Source organism: Ruegeria sp. HKCCD8929 (genome assembly GCF_013031405.1).
In the GTDB taxonomy this organism is placed as follows: domain Bacteria; phylum Pseudomonadota; class Alphaproteobacteria; order Rhodobacterales; family Rhodobacteraceae; genus Ruegeria.
In genome coordinates, this window is the sequence record NZ_WPZY01000121.1 from 1 (window position 1) to 1,853 (window position 1,853).

General features: G+C 58.0%; 2 protein-coding genes and 2 pseudogenes. All 4 read left to right on the forward strand.

From position 1 onward, the window contains the following. A partial coding sequence (locus tag GOX53_RS29285; RefSeq protein ID WP_254446867.1) for a thiamine pyrophosphate-dependent enzyme occupies positions 1-288 on the forward strand: 288 nt, incomplete at its 5' end. Between the two features lie 65 nt (positions 289-353). Continuing rightward, the gene (locus GOX53_RS29290) at positions 354-761 is read left to right on the forward strand and encodes a universal stress protein (RefSeq protein WP_171182400.1); all 408 of its coding nucleotides are present in this window, start codon (positions 354-356) and stop codon (positions 759-761) included. Positions 762-836: 75 nt separating this feature from the next. Next, positions 837-1,643 (forward strand): annotated as a pseudogene (locus GOX53_RS29295) (ISKra4 family transposase); the annotation flags it as partial. 129 nt (positions 1,644-1,772) lie between these two features. Next, a pseudogene (locus GOX53_RS29300) lies at positions 1,773-1,853 on the forward strand (IS6 family transposase); the annotation flags it as partial.

A 1,853-nucleotide genomic window follows, 5' to 3' on the forward strand; every position in this document is an offset into this window, starting at 1 on the left:
CTGCAAAAGGCGCATTACGGGCTGACCTACGGCACCACCTTCCCCGGCTCGGCGGAGGCTCCGGCCAACGGGCCCGGCTATGCCGAGATCGCACAGGCCTATGGCGCCGAGGGCATCCGGGTCAGTTCCGCCGATGAGCTGTTGCCGGCGCTGCAGGCGGCCATTGCCAGCGGCAAGCCCACGGTTCTGGATGTGCCCATGATCAACAACCCGACCCCAACAACCGGACACTGGAACATTCTGGACATCTATTCACCGGACAAGGATGTCAGCCACGTGTCGACGTGAACTGATAGTGAGCCCCGGCTGCCAATGGCGGCAACGAGGACACGGCACAGCCAAGGAGCCAATGCATGTACAAAAATATTCTGATCCCGGTCGCTTTGGACCACGACACCGATATCCAGGGCACCATTGCCATCGCTCGGCGTTTGCTGGCGGACTCCGGCAAGATTACGCTGGTCGCGGTGGTCGAGGACGTGCCTGTCCACGTCGCCGAATACGTGACTTTCGAGCCGGCCGAGCACATCCGCGAAGACCTTGAGCAACGTCTGCGAGAGATCGCAAAAGGTCAGGGCGACCTTGAGGTCGCGGTGCTTTCCGGGAAACCGGGCGTGGCGATACCCGATCTTGCGTCCGAGACCAGTGCCGAACTGATCGTCATCAACTCTCACAAACCAGGTATGGAGGATTATTTCCTTGGCTCAACAGCGTCCCGGGTTGTCCGACGATCTCATTGCGCGGTTTTGGTTCTACGGTGACCCAGACTTGGGAGTGGGCAAAACCTGGTGGTCGACGTGGTAGGGTGAGGGTTTCTGAAGAAGACGGGGCCCATCATGGATGTGAGTGTTTTTGTCGAGACTACGTTTGACGATGGCGGAACTCGGAGGCACAATATCGTTCGACTTCGCCGTGCGCCCGGCGAATTTGGTTCTGAGAACCTGGGCCTGCTCCTTGACGACGCAAAGACGTTGTTGAAGCGGTTGCAGGAAGCAATTGTGCATGATCAGGTCGGTGAAGCAGTTGAGGCTCGCCGGAAATGCAATGACTGTGGTAAACGACGTGCGATCCATGATGATCGTGGTCGCATTCTCGATACGCTGTACGGCCGAATTCGGGTGAAGTCGCCAAGGGTTCGATGTTGCTCGTGCCAATCGGCAGGGATCGCGAGGCCTGGACCGCAATCTCTATTTGCTGGACTTCTCCTTGATCGTGCGACGCCAGAACTTCGGTGCCTGCAGACTGAATTGGGATCGAGGCACTCGTTTCGAGAAGCTGCCCGATTGTTCGAAATGTTTCTGCCCTGTTCGGCTCAGTTGAACACGACGGTTCGAAATCGCTTGGGGCGCATTGCCGACGACCTCAGCTCCGAGGAGGAAGGCCAAGGAGGCACGGATACAAACGCGGCATCCTCCCCACTGACCGTTTTCCTGGATGGTGCACACATACGATGTCGGCCTGAATACCAGAAGCGGCACCTTGATGTCGTGGTCGGCAAGGTTGAAAGCCGCAACACGAGCAGACGTTTTGGCCTCGTGCAAAAAGCAGCCGCTTCGCCTGCCAGACAGCTCCGAAATGACCTGTTTGCGCAAGGTTGGGATGGCCAAAGCAGTGTGACTGTGATTTCAGACGGCGAGCCAGCCTAGCCAAACCTGGTGCGGCGCGCCGTTCGAGGTCCCGCCTCCCACATACTAGAGCCCACGACTTTTAACCTGAGACATACCCGGCACTGCCAACTTGTTTACGCGTTCTGAACTGGTTACCGCTCACGCATGAAGATACCGCCCAAAATGCCGCACCTGAAGGGTTTTCGTTTTCCGCGCGAGATCATCGCCTATGCCGTCTGGGTCTAC